Below are 22,757 nucleotides of genomic sequence, written 5' to 3' on the forward strand. Positions count from 1 at the left end.
TGCTCCCAACGACACGCGCTTTCGCCGCGTAACAGGCGATAACCGGATGTGTCGCCCAAAATATGCTTATGTACTTTTCTGCTCGGTGGGAGGGCGGCTGTCCGCGTTCGGTGTTCCGTCGCACGGGGCGTCCGCGGTGAGCCGGAAGCCCGTCCCCCTGCCGCCCCCGAAGGAGCGCCGGCGGCTGCGGGAGGCGCGGTCGCTGAGCCAGGAGGACGTGGCCGCGAGGGTGGGCGTCACCCGGGAGACGGTCCGTTCGTGGGAGACGGGCCGCACCGACCCGCGCGGGCGCAAACGGGACGCGTACGCGGCGTTCCTCGTGGCGATCGCGAGGGAGCCGGCACCGCCGGCCGAGGCATCCGGCGCACCCGAGCCGCCCGGGGCCGCGCCGGACCGTCCCGCACCCGGCCCTCCCGGACCGGCCCGGGGCGACGGCGCCGGTCCCCCGCCCCGTCACCGCCCCGGCGCCGGGCGCCCCGCCCGCGGGCCCAAGGCGTCCGCCCAGCGCTCCACCAAGCCCCCGCTCGCCGGTCAGGTCCGCCACAGTCACGCACCACCGCCCGGAGGCACGTCCCCTTTGAACGCCATCGCGCAGCCCGCCGCCCTCCTGAACCCGTTCGGCCGCCGCCACGCGGCGGACGGTTCCCTCGTCACCGCGGAACGCGCCGCCGGGCTGAGCGCCGACCAGGCGTTCGACCGGCTGTACGGCCACAGCGCCCCCGCGCTCGTCCGGCAGACGTATCTGCTCACCGGCAGACGCACCCTCGCCCAGGAGTCCGTGGAACGGGCCTTCCACCAGGCCTGGCAGCGATGGCCGGAGGTCGCGGTCGACCGGGACCCGGCCGGCTGGGTCCGGGCCGCCGCGTACGAGTACGCGATGGCGCCCTGGCACCGCTTCCGGCCCGCGCTGCGCCGGCCCGACCCGCCCCCGGCGAGTCCCGAGGACCACGCGCTGCTGGACACCCTGATGAGCCTGCCGCCCATGCACCGGCGCACCCTGCTGCTGTACGACGGGGTGGGCCTCGATCTGCCGGAGACCGCGGCGGAGACGGAGGCGAGCACCCCGGCGGCGGCGTACCGGCTGCTGCGCGCCCGGCGGTCGGTGGCCGAGCGGCTCCCGGTGCTGGCCGACCCGGACGCGCTGCACCAGGGGCTCGACCGGCTGGCGCGCGGCGAGAAGCTGCAACCGCCCCGGGTGGCGGAGGTCCGCTCCGGCTGCGAGCGGCGGACCCGGTTCTGGACCCGGACGGCCATCGCCTTCACGGTCCTGATCCTGGGCGCGACGGCGCTGACCCTGCGCACCGCGCCCACCGCGTACGAGCCGCCCGAGGCACCGCCGGAGACCGTACGGGGCGTACCCCCGCGGATGGGCCCCGGGCCGCTCACCGACGAGCGGCTCGCGCTGCGCGACCTGCTGCGCGAGGCACCACGGACCGGCCCGCACCGGACGCACCCGGAGCTGCGCTGACCCGGCGCCGGACGGAGCGCGAACGGCCGGTGGGCCCACACCCTGATCGGGTACGGGCCCACCGGCCGTTCGCTGACGCGTGGGGACTACTTGAGCAGCTCCCGCGCGAGGGTGGCCGTCTCGGTCGGCGTCTTGCCGACCTTGACCCCGGCGGCCTCCAGGGCCTCCTTCTTGGCCTGGGCCGTCCCGGAGGAGCCGGAGACGATGGCGCCGGCGTGGCCCATCGTCTTGCCCTCGGGGGCGGTGAACCCGGCCACGTAGCCGACGACCGGCTTCGTGACGTTCGCCTTGATGAAGTCCGCCGCACGCTCCTCGGCGTCGCCGCCGATCTCGCCGATCATCACGATCAGCTCGGTGTCGGGGTCGTCCTGGAACGCGGCCAGGGCGTCGATGTGCGTGGTCCCGATGATCGGGTCGCCACCGATGCCGACGGCGGTCGTGAAGCCGATGTCACGCAGCTCGTACATCATCTGGTACGTCAGCGTGCCGGACTTCGAGACCAGGCCGATCCGGCCCGGCTTGGTGATGTCACCGGGGATGATGCCGACGTTCGACTGGCCCGGGGTGATGATGCCGGGGCAGTTCGGGCCGATGATCCGGGTCTTGTTGCCCTTCTCGACCGCGTAGGCCCAGAACGCCGCCGAGTCGTGCACGGCGATGCCCTCGGTGATCACCACGGCGAGCGGGATCCCGGCGTCGATCGCCTCGACCACCGCGTCCTTGGTGAACTTCTCCGGGACGAAGATGACGGTGACGTCGGCGCCGGTCTTGTCGATGGCGTCCTGGACGGAGCCGAAGACCGGGATCTCGGTGCCGTCGAAGTCGACCGTGGTGCCCGCCTTGCGCGGGTTCACCCCGCCGACGACGTTGGTGCCGTCGCCGAGCATGAGGCGGGTGTGCTTCATGCCCGTGGCACCGGTCATGCCCTGGACGATGACCTTGCTGTCCTTGGTGAGGAAGATAGCCATGGTGTGTCTGTGACCTCGTCCCTTACTTCGCAGCCGCGAGCTGGGCGGCCTTGTCGGCCGCGCCGTCCATGGTGTCCACGCGCTGCACGAGCGGGTGGTTCGCGTCCGACAGGATCTTGCGACCCAGCTCCGCGTTGTTGCCGTCGAGGCGCACCACCAGCGGCTTGGTGACCTCTTCGCCCTTGTCCTTCAGGAGCTGAAGGGCCTGCACGATGCCGTTGGCGACCTCGTCGCACGCGGTGATGCCACCGAAGACGTTGACGAAGACGGACCTGACGTCCGGGTCGCCCAGGATGATCTCCAGGCCGTTGGCCATGACCTGGGCGGAGGCGCCGCCGCCGATGTCGAGGAAGTTCGCAGGCTTGACGCCCCCGTGGTTCTCACCGGCGTACGCGACGACGTCGAGGGTGCTCATGACGAGCCCCGCGCCGTTGCCGATGATGCCGACCTCGCCGTTCAGCTTGACGTAGTTGAGGTTCTTCGCCTTGGCGGCGGCCTCCAGCGGGTCCGCCGCGGCCTTGTCCTCCAGCGCGGCGTGCTCCGGCTGGCGGAACTCGGCGTTCGCGTCGAGGGAGACCTTGCCGTCGAGGGCGATGACCCGGCCGTCGGCGACCTTGGCCAGCGGGTTGACCTCGACCAGGAGCGCGTCCTCGGCCTTGAAGGTGTCCCACAGCGTCACCAGGATCTCGGCGACCTGCTCGGCGACGGCCTCCGGGAACTTCGCCTGGGCGACGATCTCGCGGGCCTTCTCCAGGGTGACCCCCTGGTTGGCGTCGACGGGCACCTTCGCGAGGGCCTCGGGGGTCTTCTCCGCGACCTCCTCGATGTCCATACCGCCCTGGACCGACGCCATCGCGAGGAAGGTGCGGTTGGTGCGGTCGAGGAGGTACGAGACGTAGTACTCCTCGTCGATCTCGGGCGCGGTCTCGGCGATCATCACCTTGTTGACCGTGTGGCCCTTGATGTCCATCCCGAGGATGTCCGTCGCGCGGGCGACGGCCTCGTCCGGGGTGGCGGCGAGCTTGACGCCGCCCGCCTTGCCCCGGCCGCCGACCTTCACCTGCGCCTTGACGACCGACTTGCCGCCCATACGCTCCGTTGCCGCGCGGGCCGCTTCAGGCGTGTCGATGACTTCACCGGCCAGCACCGGTACACCGTGCTTGGCGAAGAGGTCCCTCGCCTGGTACTCGAACAGGTCCACGCGCGTCCGTCCCTATCGTGATCTCGCGGTTCGTTGTCTGCGTGGGCGTGCCGCGACGGGCAACGTGACTCCGCTGTCACTAGGGAGGCGCGCACGGTGGCCGGGCACGCGGCATGTCCGTCTCGCAGGTTATCCCCGCCGGGCGGGGGACCCTAAATCCGGGTGGTTGTGGGGGCGGTGATAACTCTCACAGCTCGTCGGGCCCGGGGGCCGTGGGCGGTCCTGCCTCGGTCGGGCCCACGGGGTTCCGGGCCTGGTCCCGCCCTGTTCCCGGCCTGGTCCCGGCCTGGTCCCGTGCCGTCGGCCCGGTGGGTACGGGTCGCCTTCGCTTGCGCTTCGTAGGTCTGTCCGGCGGGACGTACTCCGTTCCTGTGCCGTCGCTCGGTGGGTGCGCAGTTCCCCGCGCCCCTGGATGCTGCCCCTGTCCGTCGCTCTTCGAGTGCGGGTGCGCCCTCGTCTTTTGCGCAGTTCCCCGCGCCCCTTTGGGGCGCGTCCGGTCGGTTCTTCGGGTCGGTGCCGGTCGGGATTCTCCGTCCTCGATCCGACACGCTCGGTACGACGTCCAGCGATCCGACTGAAGAGCATCGGAGTCTGCGAGCAGAGATTCCCGCCCACCCCCTCCCGCAGCAGCGCGACTGCGCGAGGAGGGGGCTTCCGCAAGCAAAGCCCCCCCACCCGACCGACAGCCCCAAGAGGCGCCCCCAAAGGGGCGCGGGGAACTGCGCGAGCAACCAAGGACCATCCGAACCCGAAAAGGAGCCGGAAGGGGCGCGACCTCAGGGGCGCGGGGAACTGCGCGAAGACGAGGGCCGGCCCCCACCCGAAGAGCGACCGCAACGGGGCAACATCCAGGGGCGCGGGGAACTGCGCACCCACGGACGTACCCGTACAGGGACGAGTACGGCCAGGTGGGGAACCCCGGGGGCGTGAGCGAAGGCGACCTGCGGGGAACTGCGCACCCACAGACGTACCCGTACAGGGACGAGTACGGCCAGGTGGGGAACCCCGAGGGAACCCCGGGCGCCGGTCAGGCGGGGGGTGGGGTGGGGACGGGGCGGCGTTCTATTGCTGCGGCCATGACCTCGGGGAAGAGGTCGGGGGTGCACGCGAACGCGGGGACGCCCAGCGCAGCCAATGCCGCCGCGTGCTCACGGTCGTACGCGGGCGTCCCCTCGTCCGACAGCGCCAGCAGCACCACGACCTGCACCCCGGCGCCCCGCATCGCCGCGACCTGCTTCAGCATCCCGTCCCGGATGCCCCCCTCGTACAGATCCGAGATCAGTACGAGGACCGTGTCGGCCGGCCGGGTGATCCGCCCCCGGCAGTACGCGAGGGCCCGGTTGATGTCCGTCCCCCCGCCCAGCTTCGTGCCGAACAGCACGTCCACCGGATCGTCGAGCGCGTCGGTCAGGTCGACCACGGCCGTGTCGAAGACGACGAGCCGGGTGGACACCGCCCGCATCGACGCCAGCACCGCCCCGAACACCGAGGCGTACACCACGGACGCCGCCATGGACCCCGACTGGTCGACGCAGAGGATCACGTCCTTCCCGGCGGCCCGGGCCCCCCGCCCGTACCCGACGAGCCGCTCCGGCACGACGGTGCGGTGCTCGGGCAGATAGTTCTTGAGGTTCGCGGCGATGGTGCGGTTCCAGTCGATGTCCTGGTGGCGGGGCCGCCGCACCCGGGCGCTCCGGTCCAGGGCGCCGCCGATCACGGCCCGGGTCCGGGACGCGAGCCGCCGCTCCAGGTCGTCCACGACCTTGCGCACCACCGCGCGGGCCGTCTCCCGGGTGGCCTCGGGCATGGCCTCGTTCAGCGACAGCAGGGTGCCCACCAGATGGATGTCCGCCTCGACGGCCTGGAGCATCTCCGGTTCGAGGAGCAGCGCGGACAGCCCGAGCCGGTCGATCGCGTCCCGCTGCATCACCTGGACCACCGAGGACGGGAAGTACGTCCGGATGTCACCGAGCCAGCGCGCCACGGACGGCGCGGACGCCCCGAGCCCGCCGGACCGGTCGCGTCCATCGCCGTCGGGGCGCCCGTACAGCGCGCCGAGGGCCGCGTCGATCGCGGCGTCCCGTCCGGTCAGAGCCCGGCCCGTGCCGTCGGCCGCGTCGCCGCCGAGGACCAGCCGCCAGCGCCGCAGCCGCTCGTCGTCCGCCGGGGCGGTCGGGGTTGTCGCTCGCGGGGTCATACGGGGGCCTCCTCGGGTCGGGGGGTGCCGGTCGCGGGGGCCGGGGCGCCCAGCAGCAGGGCCAGGACCGGGAGGGCGGCGTCCGCGCGGACCGGGTCCGGTCCGGGGCCGAAGCCGGTCGGCGGGGCGCCGGTCCTGCCGGGCGCGGAGCCCGGGGAACCGGGTCTGCCGACGAGTTCGCCGAGGGTGCGCCGGACCCCGGGGTCGAACACCGAGAACGTCCGCCGCAGCAGCGGCAGCACATCCGTGAACGCGTCGGGCGGCACCGTCCGGAGCCAGCCGTCGACCAGGGCCAGCAGCCGCTCGTCATGGACGAGGAGCATCCCGCCGCCGGAGCCGCCGCCGACGAAGCCGTCGATCCAGGCCGCCGCCTCGCGGGGCCCGGTGCCCGGCGACAACGCGAGGCCCATCAGCAGGGCGGCCCGCTCCTCGGGCAGCTCCCCGTCGTCCAGCAGGATCCGCGCGGCCCGCCCCCGGATGCCGCCGGGGACGGTGTCCCGCGCGGCGAGGGTGCCGAGGACCCCGTACCAGCGGGCCCGCAGGTCCTTCCCGCGCCCCTCGGCGGAGGTCTCCAGGGTCTCGGCGAGCAGTCCCACCGCGCCGTGCACCGCGTCCAGACGGCCGCGCATCACGGCCGCCGCCTCGTCGTCCAGCGAGCCGCACGCGGGCGGCAGACCCACGAAGACCCGCGCCGCGAGACCCGCCGCGACCTCCGTGAGAGCCGCGGTGTCCGTGCCCCGTACGTCGCCGTAGCGCACCGAGCGCACCAGGGCGGGGAGTGCCTGGGCGAGCTGTCCGACGTCCGTGCCGAGGGCGGCCCGGTCCGCGAGGACGCGCATCACGACCGGCAGCGCGTCCGCGAGACCGGCGAGCAGACACCGCTCGGCCAGCGCGGTGACCTCCGCGAGCGACCGCGCCGACACGGCGTCCGCCGACGCCTTGGCCGTGGCCGCGCCGAGCACGGTGGTGCCCCAGACGCCCGCCTCCGCGACGCGTACCGACAGCTCCGGGTCCCATCGCAGGGTCCACTTCTCCCGGAAGGTGCCCGTGCCCATCCGGCCGGGCGACGGCTCGCCCCAGTCCACGCCGAGCAGCCGCAGCCGGTGCAGCAGTCCGCTGCGCGCGCTGTCGGTGTCCTTGCGCAGATCGAACTCCCGCTCCCGCTCCGCCGCCTCCGGCTTGAGCCGCAGTCCGCGCTGGAGCCGCGTGAGGTCCCGCTGCAACGGCACGGCGGGGGCCGTGTCCGGTACCTCGCCCAGCGCGTCCCCGACCACGAGGCGGTCCCGGATCAGGGCGAGCGGCACCTCCGAGCCGTCGCACATCACCGCGCGGACCGCGTCCTGCGTCTCGGTGAGGCCGGGCAGCGGACGGCCGCGCAGCGCGGCGAGGGTGTCCGCGAGCCGGACCGCCTCGATGACATGCGCGGGCGACACGAGCCTGCCGTCCTCGCGCAGCAGCCCGGCGACCTTCGTCAGCCAGCGCTCGACGGGGCGGTCGGCGGCCCGGAACAGATGCCCGTACCAGCCGGGGGACTCGATGCCCGCGCCGTAGCCGCCCGCGCGGGCCAGCCGCCGGTTCGTCCACGGCACCCAGGTGATCTCCACCCTGGCCTTCGGCAGGCCCTTCAGCCGGGCACGGTCGGCGGCCACCGTGACCCGCCGCCGCAACGCGGGTACGTGCCAGGCGCCGCAGACCACGGCCACGCCGTCCCCGAACTCGCGCCGCGCGGCCCGGACCGCCAGCCGCATGTACGCCTCACGGGTCAGGTCCCGCTCCTCCTCCCCGTCCCCTTCCCTGCTGGCGGCCTCGTCCTCGGTCTCCCGCAGGGCCGTCATGGCCTCCGCCAGCGCCTCGAACGGGGCGTACGGGTCGGCGTCCGCCGCGCGGCGGTGCTCGACGACGTCCTCCCACCAGCGTTCCGCGTCGTCGTACCCGGCGGTCCGCGCGAGCACCGCCAGCGGGTCCGTGCGCACCGGTACGTCCCCTGCGGTGTCCGCGCGCGGGTGCTCGGGCTCCGCCGGGACGGGCCGGGCCAGCGAGTGGGCGGCCGGGAGGTCGATGAACCGCACGGGTACGCCGTGCCGCAGGGCCCAGCGCAGGGCGACCCACTCCGGTGAGAAGTCGGCGAGCGGCCAGAACGCGGAGCGGCCCGGCTCGTCCGTCACATGGGCCAGCAGCGCCACCGGCGGGCGCATCGCCGGATCGGCGGCGAGCGCCAGCAGCGCGTCGGCCTCGGGCGGGCCCTCGATGAGCACGGCGGCCGGGCGGGCCGCCGCGAGCGCCGCCGCCACTCCCCGGGCGGAACCGGGCCCGTGGTGCCTGACGCCCAGGAGCAGCGGCCCCGGGCCGGGCGCCGGGGGTCCCGGGGGCCGCTGGGTCACGCGGCCACCTCACGGCAGGCGCGGTAGAGGTCCTGCCAGCCGTCCCGCTCGCGGACCACGGTCTCCAGGTACTCCTGCCAGACGACCCCGTCGGCGGCCGGGTCGCGGACGACGGCGCCGAGGAGGCCCGCGGCGATGTCGGCGGGCCGCAGCACCCCGTCCCCGAAGTGGGCGGCGAGGGCGAGGCCCTGGGTGACGACGGAGATCGCCTCGGCGGTCGACAGCGTGCCGCTCGGGGACTTCACCTTCGTACGGCCGTCGGCGGTGACACCGCCGCGCAGCTCCCGGAAGACCGTGACGACCCGGCGGATCTCCTCGATCCCGCCGGGCGCGGCGGGCAGGTCGAGCGAGCGGCCGAGCTGGCCGACCCGGCGCGCGACGATCCCGACCTCGGCGTCGGCGCTCTCCGGCAGCGGCAGCACGACGGTGTTGAAGCGGCGGCGCAGGGCGCTGGAGAGGTCGTTCACCCCGCGGTCGCGGTCGTTGGCCGTGGCGATGAGGTTGAACCCCCGGACGGCCTGGGTCTCCTCGCCCAGCTCGGGGACGGGGAGTGTCTTCTCCGAGAGGATCGTGATCAGGGAGTCCTGGACGTCGGCCGGCATCCGCGTCAGCTCCTCGACCCGGGCCGTCATGCCCTGGGCCATGGCGCGCATCACGGGGCTGGGGACGAGCGCCTCGCGGCTGGGGCCGTGGGCGAGCAGCCGCGCGTAGTTCCAGCCGTAGCGGACGGCTTCCTCCGGGGTGCCCGCGGTGCCCTGCACGAGCAGCGTCGAGTCCCCGCTGACGGCCGCGGCCAGATGCTCGGACACCCAGGTCTTCGCCGTGCCGGGGACCCCGAGGAGCAGCAGCGCCCGGTCGGTGGCGAGGGTGGTGACGGCGACCTCGACGATCCGGCGCGGGCCCACGTACTTGGGGGTGATGACGGTGCCGTCGGGGAGGGTGCCGCCGAGCAGGTACGTCGCCACGGCCCACGGCGACATCCTCCAGCGCTCGGGACGCGGGCGGTCGTCCTGCGCGGCCAGCGCGGCGAGTTCCCCGGCGAAGGCCTCCTCCGCGTGCGGACGCAGCACCTCGGCGGACGCCGCGGGCGCGGTGGACGGGACGGGAACGACGGGTTCGACGAGTGGCGTGATGGGCGCGGACATGGAGCGATCCCCCTCCAGCTGGGCCGGTTCTGATCCGGTGTCCACGGTGCACCACACCACTGACAATCGGCCCTGGCGCGGGAGTTCGCGCAGGTCGGACCGCGTTGTCAGTGGCAGGGCCTACCTTCGGGGCATGACTCAGCAGGGGGTGCGCTGGACGTCGGAGCGGGTGCTGGCAATGGCGCCTGACGCGGCGTCACGCAAGGCGGCGGCCGAGCTCGGCACGGCCGGGCCGTGGTCGGGCACGGGCTGTTCGGACGGGGCACCGGCCGCGGCCGGTCCCGCCTTGTGGGGGCTGTGCAAGGGCGGCGGCGCCGCTCCGTACCGGACGGTGGTGGATCTGCGGGACCCGGCGGGCCCGGCGTACAGCTGTGACTGTGTGAGCCGCAAGGTGCCCTGCAAGCACGCGCTCGGCCTGCTCACGCTGTGGTCGCTGCCCCAGGGCCCGGTGGCGCCGGGGGCGCCGCCGGACTGGGCGGGGCGGTGGCTGGGCGGCCGGGCCGGGCGGCCCGCGGGCGCCGCCTTGGCACCGGCCGGTGCGCCCGCCGATCCGGAGGCGGCGCGGCGGCGGGCGGAGCGGCGCGCCGAGCGGGTGACGGCGGGGGCGCTGGAGCTGGAGCGGCGGCTCGCGGATCTGATGCGCGGCGGTCTCGCCGCGGTGGAACGGGAGGGGCGGGCGGTGTGGGAGGAGACGGCGGCGCGGATGGTCGACGCGCAGGCGCCGGGGCTGGCCGCGCGGGCCCGGGAGCTGGGGGCGCTCACCGGGTCGGGTCCGGGGTGGCCGGTACGGGTGCTGGAGGAGTGCGCGCTGCTGCATCTGCTGGCGCGGGGCTGGCTCCACCGGGACACCCTCCCGGCACCCCTCGCCGCGACGGTACGCACCCGGGTCGGGCTGCCGTCACCACCCGTGGGCCCGCCCTCGCGGGACCGCTGGCTGGTGCTCGCGTCGTACGACACCCCGGACGCCCGTCTGACGACCCGCCGTATCTGGGTGCACGGCACGGAGTCCGGGCGGACGGGCCTGGTGCTGTCGTACGGGGCGGCGGGCCGCGCCCCGGAGGTGTCGTTCCCCGTCGGCTCCACGGTGGACGCGGAGGCGGTGTGGTACCCGGGGGCGGGGCAGTCCCGGGTGGAGCTGACCGGCGCCGCCCTCGACCCGGGGCCGTGCCCGGTCCGGCCGGCGGGGGTCGGGGTCGCGGAGGCGGTCGCGGGGTACGGGGGCGCGGTGGCGGTCGATCCCTGGCTGGAGAGCTGTCCCGTGACGGTCTCGGGGGTGAGACCGGCGGGCTCCGGGGCCGGCTGGTCGCTGCTCGGCCCGGCCGGGGGCGGCGCACTGCCGCTGACCTCGGCGTTCCAGCGGTCCCCCGGGCTGTGGCGGCTGGTCTCGGTGTCCGGCGGCGCGGACGTCACGGTCTTCGGGGAACTGGGCTTCGAGGGCTTCCGCCCCCTGGCGGTCTGGGCCCCGGAGGGAGGACTCGTCCCCCTCGTATGAGTGCGGCGGCGGGCGGGTGGGTCCGGGGAGCTGTTGGGTTCGGGGAGTCTCCGTTCGGCTGGTGAGTTCGGTGGGCCTGGTGGGCCGGTGAGTTCACCGGGTCCGGTGAGTCCGTTCGGCTGGTGGGTGCGCTCGGTCCGGCGGGGCTGGTCCGAGGCCCGGTGGGTCCGGCCGCTGGGCACGCGGGGACGGGTACGGAGCGCGGTCGCGACGACGGCAGCGGCAGCGGCAGCGACCGTCGGTAGCCACCGTCCCGGGCCTCGGTTCCCGGTTGCCGTGAGGGCGGTTCCCCCTGCCCGGTGACGGGGCGTCGGGTACGGCTCTTCGGTGTCCGGGGCGGTTCGCCGTGGGCGGCCGGGGCCGGGTGAGTGTGACGGCCGGGCGGTCGTGGGTGCGGTCCGTGGCGCGGGTGCGTCTCTGGTGCGGGTACGTCTCCGTACCCCCGTGCGCCCACATGCCCGACGGAATGCGGCGATACGAGGCCGCTCAGGTTTTTTGTCCGGTGGGTCGGGAAGGGAAGGCGGGGTCGGGATGAGTGGTGAGTGGGACGAGCTGGTCGTCGCCGCGTTACTCGGTACGGGGCGGCGGGCCGTACCGTCCGGCGGGGAGGGTCCGTCGGAGCTGCTGGACATGGCGGCGAGGCACACCGTGCGGCGCCGTGCGGGGCTGACGCCCGGACCGGAGCCGGAACGTCCGGTGCCCGCGCCGCCGGACCCCCGGCCCCCCACCCCGGCCGCCGCGGCGGCCCGGCTGGCCTCGCTGCTCCGGGAGCAGCCACGGGCACCCGGCGGGACATCCCGCCGGGCCACCACGCCCGACCTGCGGGAACTCCTTCCGCAGTGGCTCGCCGCCGCCAACTCCCGGGGGTACGCGGCGCCGCCGGAGCAACTCCCCGCCCTGCTGGACGCGGCCCGTGGCCGCAGCGATCTGCGTCCGGCCGTCCTGGTGTACGCGGGACCCCGTGCCCGTTGGCTGGCGGGGCTCAACCCGGAGTGGCGGTTCGCGCTGCGGGCGGGTCCGGGCGCGGGGGGCGCGCTGCCCGCGCCCGACGATCAGCGGGCGGTGGCCCGGCTCTGGCAGGAGGGTCTGTTCGCGGAGCGGACGGCGTTGCTGGACGCGGTGCGCGTCCATGACCCGGCGGCCGGCCGGGCCCTGCTGGGGGCGACCTGGCCGACGGAGCGGGCGGAGGACCGGCTGATGTTCCTCGACTCGTTCCGTACGGGGTTGGGGCCGGACGACGAGGAGTTCCTGGAGGCCGCGCTGGCCGACCGCAGCCGCAATGTCCGGGCCACCGCCGCCGAACTCCTCTCGGCCCTGCCGTCGTCGGCGCTGGCCGGGCGGATGGCGGCCCGCGCGGTGGCCTGTGTGGCGCTGGACCGGATGCGGCCGGTCCCGACGGTCGTGGTCGAGGCACCGCACGAGTGCGACCCGGCGATGGAACGGGACGGGGTCACGCCGAATCCTCCGCCGGGCCGGGGCGAACGGTCCTGGTGGCTGGGCCAGTTGGTGGAGGCCGCGCCGCTGGGGGTATGGCCGGGGCGCCTCGGTGTCGCGGACGCGCGGGAGACCGTCGCGCTCGCGGTCGTGGACGACTGGCGCGGGGAACTGCACGCGGCGTGGTGCCGGGCGGCGGTGCGGCAACGGGACGCGGAGTGGTCGCGGGCGCTGCTCGGGGCGCCCGCGTCACCGGACGCGGGCGGGCCGGGGGCGGTGTCCCTGGCGGAACGGGCGAAGCTGCTGGGCGCGCTGCCACCTGCGGAACGGGCCGACTGGGTCGCCGGGTTCATCGCGGCGCACGGGCTGTCGGAGGCGTTCCAGCTGCTCGGGGGGTGCGGGGTGCCGTGGGCGGCGGGGCTGGGGCGGGCCGTCGTCGACGCGCTGAACATCGCGCGGGACGCGGGGAGTTATCCGTGGAGCTTCAGCGGGGTGATGGGGCTGGCCGAGCGGTGCCTTGATCCTGCGGAGGGCGAGCGGCTGGAGGGGCTCACGGCGACGCCGGTGGAGTCCGAGCATGCGGCGCCCGGGGCCGGGGGGTACTGGGCGGAGTCGTTCCAGCGGTTGCTGGGTACGTTGCGGCTGCGCGCCGCGATGCTCCAGGAACTCACTCCCTGAGCGGGTCGCCTTCGCTCGCGCTTCCGGGTTACCTGTGCGGGTCGCCTTCGCTCGCGCCCCCGGGTTCCCTGTGCGGGTCGCACTTGTTCCCGCACAGGTCGCTCGTGGGGTGCGCAGTTCCCCGCGCCCCTGGATGCTGCCCAATTTCGGTCGCTCTTCGGGTGCGGGTCTGCCCTCGTTTTTGCGCAGTTCCCCGCGCCCCTTTGGGGGCGCCTCAGCCCCTTGCTGTTGCCTTTCGCCATCCTCCTCGTGCAGTCGCAGGGCTGCGGGAGGGGGTGGGCGGGAATCTCTGCTCGCAGACTCCGATGCTCTTCAGTCGGGTCAGGGGGCGTCGTACCGAGCGTGTCGGATCGAGGACGGAGAATCCCGACCGGCACCGACCCGAAGAACCGACCGGACGCGCCCCAAAGGGGCGCGGGGAACTGCGCAAAACCCACGGACGACGGCACAGCAACGAAGTACGCCCAGCACAAGAAACCACAGGGGCGCGAGGAACTGCGCACCCCACGAGCGACGGCACAGCAACGGAGTGCGCCAGGCCGGACGGACCCAGAACGCGCAAGCGAAAGGCGGACCTCACGCCCCGGAGGGCTCCGCCCGGTCGACCGGGCCGCGAACGTTCGCCCGGACCCAGTCCACGATCGCCGTGGTCGTCGCCCCGGGCGTGAAGATCTCGGCCACCCCCAACTCCTTCAGCGGCGCGATGTCCGCCTCGGGGATGATCCCGCCCCCGAACACCTTGATGTCCTCCGCGTCGCGTTCCTTGAGCAGCTCGATGACGCGCGCGAACAGCGTGTTGTGGGCGCCCGAGAGGATGGACATCCCGATCGCGTCGGCGTCCTCCTGGATCGCCGTGGCGACGACCTGTTCCGGGGTCTGGTGCAGCCCGGTGTAGATGACCTCCATACCGGCGTCCCGCAGGGCCCGCGCGATCACCTTCGCCCCGCGGTCATGACCGTCGAGCCCCGGCTTGGCGACCACCACACGGATCGGCCCGGCTGCCACACCCATCACTGCCTCCAAGTACGCACAAGACGAACCCGCCCGAGGGGCATGTACCCACGGTGACCCGCCGCACGGCCGCCGGTGAGCCCGTGCCCGATCGGGGCAGGTGTCCCGGCCCGACGGCCCGGTGAGTGAACGAACGTTATCCCGGGCGTCCGCGGCCCGGCAGTTTCGCGGAGCCGACCGAGGGGGAAATCACATCGTGGGACAGTTCACCGCGTCCCGCGCCGGGGCGACCCCGCCAGGGGCCCGCCGAGGAGCGGGCGTGAGGCCCTAGGGCGCCCCGAGGACGACGTGGTCCCGGTGTGCCGACGGGAGGTCGGCCGATGAAGGTGACCAAGGTAGGACCCCTGACCCTGCCCGTGCGTCTGTCACTGCCGTTGTCACCGCCCTGGCCGCCGTCGTTCCTGACGGCGCTGCCGGCGCTGCCGCTCCCGCTGTCCGTGGCGCGGTCCTTGCCGCTGAGCCGTTCCCTGCCGCTGTCCCTGCTGCCGCTGTCGTTGCTGCGGCTGCCGCTGCCCGAGCCACTGACCACCCTCCGTGACGGCCTGGCCCCGAGGCGGATCGCCGGGGCGTCGACCGCGCTGCTCAAGGCGACCGCGCTGGAGGCCGCGGTGCTCGCCGGGCATCTGCTGCTCTACCCCTCGGGCATCACCCAGGAGCGGCACACCCTCCGGGCCGTCGCGGCCGGTACGGCGGCCACCCCGACCGCGGACCCGCCCCCGAACCCGCCCACGGCCACGGCGATCCCCGCGCCCCCGCAGTCGTACGACGACGACCCCCAGCCGAAGCCGTCCCGGCCGGACACCGCTCCCCCGGTGGTGCTCCTGCACGGCTTCGTCGACAACCGTTCCGTGTTCGTGCTGCTGCGCCGGGTGCTCGGGCGGCACGGGAGACGGGTCGAGGCGCTCAACCACTCCCCGCTGACCTGCGACATCCGGACGGCGGCCGAGGTGCTGGGCCGGTACGTCGAGGAGTTGTGCGAGCGCTCGGGGCAGCCACGGGTGGACCTCGTCGGGCACAGTCTCGGCGGGCTCATCGGCCGGTACTACGTACAGCGTCTCGGCGGTGACGCCCGGATACGGACGCTCGTCACGCTCGGCACACCGCACTCGGGGACGCGGGCGGTGCCCCTGATGGACGTCCATCCGGTCGTACGGCAGATGCGGCCCGAGTCCGACGTGATCGCGGAGCTGGCGCTTCCCGCGCCCGGCTGCCGGACCCGCTTCGTGAGCTTCTGGAGCGATCTGGACCAGGTGATGGCCCCGCTGGAGACGGCCTGCCTGGACCACCCGGACCTGCGCGCCCGGAACATCGCGGTCACCGGTATCGGCCATCTCGCCCTGCCCGTGCACCCGGCGGTCACGGCCGGTATCCGCGCCGCGCTGGACGGTGACGGCCAGGAGGGACGCACGGGACAGCGGGAGGAACATGAGGAAGCGGACCGTACGGCGGCCTCCGGCGCGGCCGACTCCCCCGGCAGCACACCCGGCGCCGATGTAACCGAGATCACACCCGCTTCCGGCAACCGTGACGGTGGGCTGACCGTGGCGTGACCCGCGCGCAGGCCGTACGCCCGCCCCGGGCAACCCGCGAGCGCCCCCCGCGCACCCCTCCAGCACCGGTTCTGCTCCCACGCGCCCCCGGGGCGACCCGTACGAAGTCCCGCGCCGCCGCCGCGAACCCCGTTCGAACGCCACTCGAACACAGGGCCAAAGCTCCGTCGAGCCTCCGCCGAAAGACGGCCGAATGCCCTTTTCCCGCGCACAGGGAACCTGCCGAAGATTGTCCCGCCCGCATACCGCCGGGTACAGTCGCCGCACTTGCTCCGCCCCCCCACTGGGCCCGCTCCTTCAGCGGCGTCGCCGTCAGGTCCCAGACCCAGCTCCTGCTTCCGAGGCGAAAGAGAAGCTTGGTGAACGACCGTCACCCGGCGGGGACCGCGTCTCCTCCCGCACCGTCCCCGGACGGGGCTTCAGTACCTTTCGTGTCGTACGACCAGGGCACGCACAGCGGTTACACGGGATACGACGGCTACTCCACCGGCTCGTTCGCCACGACGTCCACCGGCAGCTTCGAGACGGACCCGCTCTTCGGGGACATGTCGAGCGGCGGATACGACTCCGGGCAGTGGGCGGTGGCCGGGGCGACCGGCACCCACGGGACGCTGACCCCCGACCCGTACGCCCAGCAGGACAACGGGTACGACACCGGCGCCTACGCCACCACCGACGGCTGGGACACCTCCGGTCACCAGCAGCCCGGCGGCATCGCGGAGCAGTCACCGCCCGCCGGGGACACGGGCACCGGTCAGTGGGAGACCCAGCAGTTCACCGGTACGACGTACGACACCCGGTCGTTCGAGGCCCAGAACCTGGACACGGGCGGCTTCGACACCGGCAGCTTCCGGACCGGCGCCTTCGACACCAACGGCTTCGACACCAACGGCTTCTCCGTCGACTCCCGCGGGACGAACGGGTTCGGGACCGGCGCGTACGACACCGGCGGGTTCGCCGCCGTGGACACCGGGGCCCAGCGGTTCGACTCCGGCGCGTACGACGCCACCGCGTGGAACACCGACGGCGACGAGTCCGCGCACCACACCCCGGGCTACCCGGAGCAGGAGTCGTACGCCGAACCTGAACGGACGCCCTACGCCGAGCAGGACCCGTACTCCGCCGAGTACCCCCAGCACGACACCTACGCCGGACAGCGGTCGCACACCGAGTACCCCGAGTACCCCGGCCAAACCGCGTACGAGGAGTCCGGCACCGGGACGACCGGCGTCCTCCCCGAGATCACCGTCACCGACGACACCGGTGAACTCCCCGCGCTGGACCTTGAACTCCCGCTACCGGACACCGACTTGGGCGACGACGCCCTCCCCGACGACGAGCATGTCGTCCTCTCCCGCCGCGCCGCCGCGCCCGCCCCGCGCTCCCGGTCCCGCCGCCGCCCCGCCAAGCGGTCCGCGCTGCTGACCGTCGCGGTGCCGTCCGCGTGTGTGATGGGCGTCGCCGGGATCGCCGCCGCGTCCGTGGGCATGACCGGTGACTCCGACACCCAGGACACCGCCACGGCCGCCCCCGAGGTGACGCCCGTGAAGCCGTCCGTCGCGAACAGCAAGCTGGACACCCAGATCGCCGGGCTCTCCGCCGACGCCGGTGACTTCGCGGACCGCGCCAGCCGGACGCAGGAACGCATCGACCTCAAGGCGCAGCAGGAGGTCGACCGCAAGAAGGCCGTCGAGGAGGCCGCCCGCAAGGAGCGGTTGCGGCCGAAGTTCGCGCTGCCGGTGCATCAGCGGGGGCTCAGCGCCTACTACGGCCAGGCGGGCATCAACTGGATGTCCTCGCACACCGGCATCGACTTCCCCGTCGCGTACGGCGCGCCCGTGATGGCCGCGACCGACGGCACCGTGCGGACCCAGATCAACCCCGCGTACGGGAACATGGCCATCGTGACGGCCAAGGACGGCACGGAGACCTGGTACTGCCATCTGTCGCGGTACTCGATCCTCAACGGACCCGTGAAGGCGGGCGACGTGATCGCCTACGCCGGTGACTCCGGCAACTCCACGGGCGCGCATCTGCACTTCGAGGTGCGCCCCGGCGGCGGCTCCGCGATCGACCCGCTCGCCTGGCTCCGCAGCCACGGCCTCGAACCGACCTGACCGGACCCCCGGTCCCGGTCCCGTCCGTACCCCGTCCTGCTCCGGCCCCGTCCCGTCCGGGCCCCTGGTCCTCATCCGGGCAGGGGCCCCGCCTTTGTCCTGGACGGGGGCCCCACCCTGGCCCTGACCGGGGCCGGGGCTACAGCTTCTCGACCGGCGCGTAGCGCAGCAGCAGCCGCTTCGGCTTGGTGTCACCGAAGTCGATGGTCGCCTCGGCCTTCGGGCCCGTGCCCGTCACCCCGACGACCGTGCCCAGCCCGAACTGGTCGTGCGTCACGCGGTCACCGATGGCCAGCGCCACCACGGGCTTCTCGCCCGCGCGGCGGGTCGCGAAGCCGGACGCGCCGGACGCGGACGTCCGGGAGCGCGACGACGACAGCGAACCCGCGATCCCCGCGGCGGGACCCGAGACGGCCGGTGCCGCGCCGCCCTTGCGCTTCCAGCGCAGATGGGTCTCCGGGATCTCCTCGAGGAACCGTGACGGCGGGTTGTACGAGGGCTGGCCCCAGGCGCTGCGCAGCGTGGAACGGGTCAGGTACAGCCGCTCCCGCGCGCGGGTGATGCCCACGTACGCAAGGCGCCGCTCCTCCTCCAGCTCCTTGGTCTGCCCGAGGGCCCGCATATGGGGGAAGACGCCGTCCTCCATACCGCTGAGGAACACCACCGGGAACTCCAGGCCCTTCGCGGTGTGCAGGGTCATCAGGGTGATGACGCCGGAACCGTCGTCCTCGTCGGGGATCTGGTCGGAGTCCGCGACGAGGGCGACCTTCTCCAGGAACTCGGCGAGGGTGCCGCCCGGCGCGGTGGCCGGCGGCGCGTCCTCGGTGTCGTCCTCCAGGGCGTCGCCGGGGGTGCCCGCGGCCTGGGTCGCGCCCGGCGTACCCGGGGTGCCAGGGGTGTCCTTCGTCCCCGCCGCGTCAGGGGTCTCGTCCGGGCCCGGTGCGGCGGCGCGCTCCTGCTCGAACTCCAGGGCGACCGAGGCGAGTTCCTGGAGGTTCTCGATACGGGTCTCGTCCTGCGGGTCCGTCGAGGACTGCAACTCGGCGAGATAACCGGTGCGTTCCAGTATGGCTTCCAGGACCGTGGCCGGTCCGGCACCGGACTCGGCGACGGTGTGCAGCTCCTCCATCAGGGTGTTGAAGCGCTTGACGGCGTTGACGGACCGCGCCGCCATGCCGTACGCCTCGTCCACCCGGCGCAGGGCCTGCGGGAAGCTGATCTTCTCGCGCTGCGCGAGGGCGTCGATCATCGCCTCGGAACGGTCCCCGATGCCCCGCTTGGGGACGTTCAGGATGCGGCGCAGCGGTACGGAGTCCTCCGGGTTCGCGAGGACCCGCAGATACGCGAGGACGTCCCGGACCTCCTTGCGCTCGTAGAAGCGGACCCCGCCGACGACCTTGTACGGCAGACCGACCCGGATGAAGATCTCTTCGAAGACCCGGGACTGGGCGTTGGTCCGGTAGAAGACGGCGACGTCGCCCGCCCTGGCGTCGCCCGCGTCGGTGAGCCGGTCGATCTCGTCGGCGACGAACTGCGCCTCGTCGTGCTCGGTGTCGGCGACGTAGCCGGTGATCGTGGCGCCCGCGCCCGCGTTCGTCCACAGGTTCTTGGGGCGGCGGCTCGCGTTGCGCTCGATGACGGCGTTCGCGGCGCTGAGGATGGTCTGCGTGGAGCGGTAGTTCTGCTCCAGCAGGATCGTCTTCGCGTCCGGGTAGTCCTCCTCGAACTGGAGGATGTTGCGGATGGTCGCGCCGCGGAAGGCGTAGATCGACTGGTCCGCGTCACCGACGACGCAGAGCTCCGCGGGGGGCAGCTCGTGCTCGGCGGGCGGCTCGTCCTCGGCGCGCCCGGCGTCGGCGGAGCCGACCAGCTCGCGGACGAGGGCGTACTGGGCGTGGTTGGTGTCCTGGTACTCGTCGACCAGGACGTGCCGGAAGCGGCGGCGGTAGTGCTGGGCCACGTCCGGGAAGGCGCGCAGCAGATGGACCGTCGTCATGATCAGGTCGTCGAAGTCCAGGGCGTTCGCCTCGCGCAGCCGCGACTGGTACATCGCGTACGCCTGAGCCAGGGTGCGCTCGAAGCCCTCCGTCGCCTGGGCGGCGAAGTCCTCCTCGTCTATCAGCTCGTTCTTCAGGTTGGAGACCTTCGCGCTGAACGACTTGGGCGGGAACCGCTTGGGGTCGAGGTCCAGATCACGGCAGACCAGGGCCATCAGCCGCTTGGAGTCGGCGGCGTCGTAGATCGAGAACGACGAGGTGAACCCGAGCTTCTTCGACTCGCGGCGCAGGATGCGGACGCACGCGCTGTGGAAGGTCATGACCCACATCGCGTGAGCGCGGGGGCCCACGAGGTGCTCGACGCGCTCCTTCATCTCGCCCGCGGCCTTGTTCGTGAAGGTGATCGCGAGGATCTGGCCGGGGTGGGCGCCGCGCTCGGCCAGGAGGTAGGCGATGCGGTGCGTGAGGACGCGGGTCTTGCCGGAGCCCGCGCCCGCGACGATGAGCAGCGGGGAGCCGGCGTGCACGACCGCCGCGCTCTGCTGGTCGTTCAGCCCCTCCAGGAGGGCCGCGGGGTCCACGACGGGGCGCGGGGCGCCGTCGCGGTAGTACGCGTCCCTGGGCGGGGGCGCGTCGAATCTCCCGCCGAACAGGTCGGCGGGGATCTCCTCCGGGGTGTGCTCCTCGGGGGGCGGGGGGTGCTCGTCCCCTGCGGGGTGCGGGGGCTGGAGTCCCGCGAGGTAGCTTTCGTCGAAAAGGCTGCTCATCGCTTACCGAGTCTATGACGCGGCACTGACAGCGGGGCGCCTTCGCTTGCGCTTCCCAGGTCTTGTCCGGCTGGACGTGCTCCGTTGCTGTGCCGTCGCTCGTCGTTTTTGCGGTTCCCCGCGGGTCGCCTTCGCTTGCGCTTCTGGGTCTGTCCGGCTGGGCGCGCTTGTTTCCTGTGCCGTCGCTCGGTGGTTTCGCGCAGTTCCCCGCGCCCCTTTGGGGCGCCTTCTGTTTGTTCTTCGGGTCGGTGCCGGTCGGGATTCTCCGTCCTCGATCCGACACGCTCGGTAAGACGTTCCGTGGTCCGACTGAAGAGCATCGGAGTCTGCGAGCAGAGATTCCCGCCCACCCCCTCCCGCAGCAGCGCGACTCCGCGAGGAGGGTGGTTGAACCCCGGCCGGGCTGATGCCGGCCCGCTGTCCGATCCCACCCGCAGACTGAGAACAGCCCCAGGTGGGCGCCCCCAAAGGGGCGCGGGGAACTGCGCACCCCCGTCCGACCCGCACAGGAACAGGTAGGACCAGGTGTGGAACCCCAGGGGCGCGGGGAACTGCGCACCCACGAGCGACCCCCACCGGGACAAGTACGCCAGGCACAGGGAACCTCGTAAGCGTGCGCGGACGGGGGGCTCAGGTCCAGAGGACCGCTATGAAGATGTTGGCCGTGGTGAGGGCGCCGACCAGGGCGAAGGGGCCCTTCTCCGCCTTCTCCTCGTCCCGCTTGACGTAGACGAGCCCGAGGATCACGACGAGGAGGGCCATCTTCACCCCGATCTTGAGGTGATCGACGGTGTTGCCGTCGGCCTGGTTGAGGCCGACCAGGACCGCGCCGGTGACCAGCATGGTCAGCGCGCCGTGGAGCATCGCGGGGTTGAACCGGGCCGTGCCCGCGCTCATCGCCTTCATCTGGGTGAGGAAACCCCCCAGCAGCGAGGCGATACCGATGATGTGGAGGCCGACGAAGACATGAATGAGTACGCCCATACGGCGGACTCTATGCGTGGCCTTCCGGGCGGATTCCGGGAAGGTGACCCTAACTTTCGGGGCCCCTTAGCACCTCGGACGGCGGCCGTCGTCCCCTGACGTCACATCGGTCACACCCGTACCGGAAAGCGTCCGGGAACCCCGTACGGACGGTCGTATCCGGTCGGCGGAGCCGTACCGAACGAACACCTCCGTACAATCGGTGACGGACCCGTCACTCCACGCTCTAGCGTGCATCCCCAGTACCCGGCGGACCTCCGGCCGGGGCACCCGAGGGAAGGGCCCGCCGAGCCGTGGCAGCGCACCGCAAGAAACCGCGACAGCGACCCCAGCGGGGCACGGCCCTGCGCAGGGCCCTGACGCTCGCGCTCGCCGGGGCCGCCACCGCGACCACCGCGGCCACCACCGGGGCGCTGGACAGCACCGCCCAGGCCTCGCCCAAGGTGAGCCCCGAGCAGGTCAGGGACCAGGTCGACCGGCTGTACCAGGAGGCCGAGGTCGCGACCGAGCGGTTCAACGGGGTCAAGGAGAAGACGAAGGCGGCGGGTGAGGCGTACGAGCGGCTCCAGGACGAGGCCGCCCGCCGTACCGGGAAGCTGAACGACGCGCGCCGGGCCCTCGGGTCGTACGCGACGGCCGAGTACCGCGAGGGCGGGCTGGACCCGGCGGTGCGGCTCGCGCTGTCGGCCGAGCCGGACGAGTACCTGGCGGACACCGCCCTCGCCGAACGGGTCGGCGACCGGCAGGCGCAGGCCGTCGAGGAGGTGCGCCGGGACGCCGCCGAACTGGGCAGGCTCCGGGGCCGGGCGGCGGATCAGCGGGCCGGGCTCGTGGCCCGTCAGGACGAACTCCGGCGCCACAAGCGGACGGTGACCGGGAAGCTGGAGGAGGCCCGGCGGCTGCTGGCCAGGGTCACGGCCGAGGAGCGCGCGCGGATCATGGCCCCGGCGGCGGCGCCCGCCCCCGCTCCGGAGCCGCCCGCCGGAGGGACCGAGGCGACCGGCACCCGGACCGGGGCGGTCCTCGCGTTCGCCCGGCGGGCCGTCGGGAGCCCGTACGTCTGGGGGGCCACCGGGCCGAACGCCTTCGACTGCTCGGGGCTCACCCAGGCCGCGTACCGGGCGGCCGGGGTGTCGCTGCCGCGCACCACGTACGGGCAGATCGACGCGGGGCGGCGGGTGGGCCGGGACGAACTGCGCCCCGGGGACCTGGTGTTCTTCTACTCGGGCATCAGCCATGTGGGGCTGTACGTCGGGGACGGCAAGATGATCCACGCCCCCAACCCCAGCTCCACGGTCCGGCTCGACCCCGTCGACCAGATGCCCTTCGCGGGCGCCACCCGCGTCATCTGACCCCGGTCGGGCCGC

At 73.6% G+C, this 22,757-nt stretch carries 14 protein-coding genes; 6 read left to right on the forward strand and 8 right to left on the reverse strand.

Translation table 11 applies throughout. The features are described from left to right. Positions 1–136: 136 nt before the first annotated feature. A complete protein-coding gene (locus AB852_RS26815) occupies positions 137–1,468 on the forward strand; it encodes a helix-turn-helix domain-containing protein (RefSeq protein WP_073793068.1) in 1,332 nt (443 codons plus the stop codon). Between the two features lie 86 nt (positions 1,469–1,554). Here AB852_RS26815 and sucD read toward each other — a convergent pair whose 3' ends face one another. The 5 genes from sucD to AB852_RS26840 form a co-directional block, all read right to left on the reverse strand. Then, positions 1,555–2,436: a succinate--CoA ligase subunit alpha gene (gene sucD / locus AB852_RS26820; RefSeq protein WP_073792798.1), complete on the reverse strand. Its 882-nt coding sequence runs from the start codon at positions 2,434–2,436 to the stop codon at positions 1,555–1,557. A gap of 22 nt (positions 2,437–2,458) precedes the next feature. Beyond that, positions 2,459–3,637, reverse strand: a complete 1,179-nt coding sequence (gene sucC / locus AB852_RS26825; protein ID WP_073792799.1) for an ADP-forming succinate--CoA ligase subunit beta — start codon at positions 3,635–3,637, stop codon at positions 2,459–2,461. 1,027 nt (positions 3,638–4,664) lie between these two features. Then, positions 4,665–5,834: a VWA domain-containing protein gene (locus AB852_RS26830; protein ID WP_073792800.1), complete on the reverse strand. Its 1,170-nt coding sequence runs from the start codon at positions 5,832–5,834 to the stop codon at positions 4,665–4,667. Next, positions 5,831–8,215 carry a DUF5682 family protein gene (locus AB852_RS26835; protein WP_073792801.1) on the reverse strand — a complete coding sequence of 795 codons (2,385 nt, stop codon included), beginning with the start codon at positions 8,213–8,215 and terminating at the stop codon, positions 5,831–5,833. Before AB852_RS26835 ends, AB852_RS26830 begins: the two co-directional genes overlap by 4 nt. After that, entirely contained in the window at positions 8,212–9,348 is a 1,137-nt protein-coding gene (locus tag AB852_RS26840; RefSeq protein ID WP_073793069.1) for an ATP-binding protein, read from the reverse strand. The genes AB852_RS26835 and AB852_RS26840 overlap by 4 nt, the downstream gene beginning before the upstream one ends. 145 nt (positions 9,349–9,493) lie before the next feature. On the opposite strand from AB852_RS26840, the gene AB852_RS26845 reads away from it, so the two are divergent. Then, on the forward strand, positions 9,494–10,852 hold the full coding sequence (locus AB852_RS26845) for a hypothetical protein (RefSeq protein WP_073792802.1): 1,359 nt from the start codon (positions 9,494–9,496) through the stop codon (positions 10,850–10,852). Between the two features lie 531 nt (positions 10,853–11,383). Then, positions 11,384–12,964 (forward strand): DUF5691 domain-containing protein, encoded by a 1,581-nt coding sequence (locus AB852_RS26850; RefSeq protein WP_073792803.1) that lies wholly within the window; start codon positions 11,384–11,386, stop codon positions 12,962–12,964. 576 nt (positions 12,965–13,540) lie between these two features. On the opposite strand, the gene icmB is transcribed toward AB852_RS26850, so the two are convergent. Then, positions 13,541–13,975 (reverse strand): coenzyme B12-dependent isobutyryl CoA mutase small subunit, encoded by a 435-nt coding sequence (gene icmB, locus AB852_RS26855; protein WP_073792804.1) that lies wholly within the window; start codon positions 13,973–13,975, stop codon positions 13,541–13,543. A 473-nt stretch (positions 13,976–14,448) separates the two neighbouring features. Between icmB and AB852_RS26860 the strand changes: the two genes are divergently transcribed. Further along, positions 14,449–15,525 (forward strand): esterase/lipase family protein, encoded by a 1,077-nt coding sequence (locus AB852_RS26860; RefSeq protein WP_245876956.1) that lies wholly within the window; start codon positions 14,449–14,451, stop codon positions 15,523–15,525. 431 nt (positions 15,526–15,956) lie between these two features. Further along, on the forward strand, positions 15,957–17,642 hold the full coding sequence (locus AB852_RS26865; RefSeq protein ID WP_425444190.1) for a M23 family metallopeptidase: 1,686 nt from the start codon (positions 15,957–15,959) through the stop codon (positions 17,640–17,642). Positions 17,643–17,781: 139 nt separating this feature from the next. Here AB852_RS26865 and AB852_RS26870 read toward each other — a convergent pair whose 3' ends face one another. Next, positions 17,782–20,406: an ATP-dependent DNA helicase gene (locus tag AB852_RS26870; protein ID WP_073792807.1), complete on the reverse strand. Its 2,625-nt coding sequence runs from the start codon at positions 20,404–20,406 to the stop codon at positions 17,782–17,784. Positions 20,407–21,036: 630 nt separating this feature from the next. Beyond that, positions 21,037–21,390 (reverse strand): hypothetical protein, encoded by a 354-nt coding sequence (locus AB852_RS26875; RefSeq protein WP_073792808.1) that lies wholly within the window; start codon positions 21,388–21,390, stop codon positions 21,037–21,039. A 293-nt stretch (positions 21,391–21,683) separates the two neighbouring features. Between AB852_RS26875 and AB852_RS26880 the strand changes: the two genes are divergently transcribed. Further along, positions 21,684–22,742, forward strand: a complete 1,059-nt coding sequence (locus tag AB852_RS26880; protein ID WP_073792809.1) for a C40 family peptidase — start codon at positions 21,684–21,686, stop codon at positions 22,740–22,742. Positions 22,743–22,757 lie beyond the last annotated feature (15 nt).

The sequence above is a fragment of the Streptomyces uncialis genome, assembly GCF_001905345.1.
Taxonomy (GTDB): Bacteria; Actinomycetota; Actinomycetes; order Streptomycetales; family Streptomycetaceae; genus Streptomyces; species Streptomyces uncialis.

What these genes read in the sequence shown, in the direction of transcription:
- AB852_RS26875 (WP_073792808.1), bottom strand. Translation starts at nt 21,390, where the DNA reads ATGGGCGTACTCATTCATGTCTTCGTCGGCCTCCACATCATCGGTATC.
- AB852_RS26830 (WP_073792800.1), bottom strand. Translation starts at nt 5,834, where the DNA reads ATGACCCCGCGAGCGACAACCCCGACCGCCCCGGCGGACGACGAGCGG.
- AB852_RS26845 (WP_073792802.1), top strand. Translation starts at nt 9,494, where the DNA reads ATGACTCAGCAGGGGGTGCGCTGGACGTCGGAGCGGGTGCTGGCAATG.
- AB852_RS26850 (WP_073792803.1), top strand. Translation starts at nt 11,384, where the DNA reads ATGAGTGGTGAGTGGGACGAGCTGGTCGTCGCCGCGTTACTCGGTACG.
- AB852_RS26870 (WP_073792807.1), bottom strand. Translation starts at nt 20,406, where the DNA reads ATGAGCAGCCTTTTCGACGAAAGCTACCTCGCGGGACTCCAGCCCCCG.
- sucD (WP_073792798.1), bottom strand. Translation starts at nt 2,436, where the DNA reads ATGGCTATCTTCCTCACCAAGGACAGCAAGGTCATCGTCCAGGGCATG.
- icmB (WP_073792804.1), bottom strand. Translation starts at nt 13,975, where the DNA reads ATGGGTGTGGCAGCCGGGCCGATCCGTGTGGTGGTCGCCAAGCCGGGG.